The organism is Thermoanaerobaculum aquaticum (assembly GCF_000687145.1).
Lineage (GTDB): Bacteria > Acidobacteriota > Thermoanaerobaculia > Thermoanaerobaculales > Thermoanaerobaculaceae > Thermoanaerobaculum > Thermoanaerobaculum aquaticum.
In genome coordinates this window covers 1-1,016 of sequence record NZ_JMFG01000045.1, presented here as the reverse complement: position 1 = coordinate 1,016, position 1,016 = coordinate 1, and the positions used below count along the sequence as shown (strand labels likewise).

Here is a 1,016-nt window from a genome sequence, read left to right as displayed (position 1 = left end):
GATGCCGGCGGCCGCCAAGAAGCAGAGGGAGCCCCAGCAATAGTTGCGGCATAGGCAAAGTACGAAGGTTTCGGGTTGCCTTGGTTGTCGATCAAACCGTGAAAGCGAGAACGGTCGTCCGGTCTGAAACCGGCAGGGTAATCGTACAGTCGGTACCAAAAGACCTTATCCGCTCTGAGGTTGTCCAGCAAGTACGGGATCATATCCCGCAACCACTGCGCCTGACCTTCGAGGCCCTGGTAGTCGGGATTATTTTGCAGCGAGGGATCGCTGGAATAGCCGGTCTCGGTGATCCAGATGGGTTTATTTCCAGCGCCCACCTGCGCCAGAGCATGGCGCACATACTCCATCTTTTGCTGTGCTTCCTCGCGTGAGCCGTAGTGGTGAAAGTTCATGACGTCAAAATAGCGGGCTGCCGGATAAAAGGTATCAAAGAGAATTTCGGTTAGGAAGTTCGCATCGCGGTAGGTTCCATCCAAAGCCAAACCGCCCAGCACGACCTTGGCCTGGGGATTCGCCCGCCTGACGGCGTCGTAGGTGACGGCCAGGAGTTCCGCATACTGCGCCGGCGTCCCGGCCCAAAAACTCTGGAGGTCGGGCTCGTTCCAGACTTCCCAGTACTGAATTTGATCCTTGTAGCGCGAGACTGTTTGAAACACGTAGTCAGCCCATGCTTGGTAATCACGCGGCGGGAAGTGGGTCGGGTCAGCCTCCGGTGGAAGGTCAGGTGGAGCTGATGTGTTCCACTGCGTGGCGAACGCAAGTGTGCCTAAGATCTGCAACCCTACCTGGCGAGCCTTGCTCACCTGAGCATCAAAACCCGCTTCTTCGTAGCGGAACACGCCGGCACTGGGACTCACGATGGCGTACCAGATGCCGAAGCGCACCCATCCGATACCGGCCTGAGCAGCCAGCTCAAACGAGTGGGGCATGAGAACAGAGTCGCGATGAGCACCCTGGCTCACGCCATGGCGATTGCTGCCTGCGGCCACGGCGGGGGTGAGCCGGCGGCGGGG

The 1,016-nt window shown here is 59.0% G+C and carries 1 protein-coding gene; it reads right to left on the bottom strand.

Going from position 1 to position 1,016, the window contains the following annotated elements; all coding sequences use genetic code 11:
• Positions 1 to 1,016, bottom strand: a 1,016-nt coding sequence (locus EG19_RS11865) for a glycosyl hydrolase (protein WP_038050573.1), incomplete at both ends; no start/stop codon positions are given.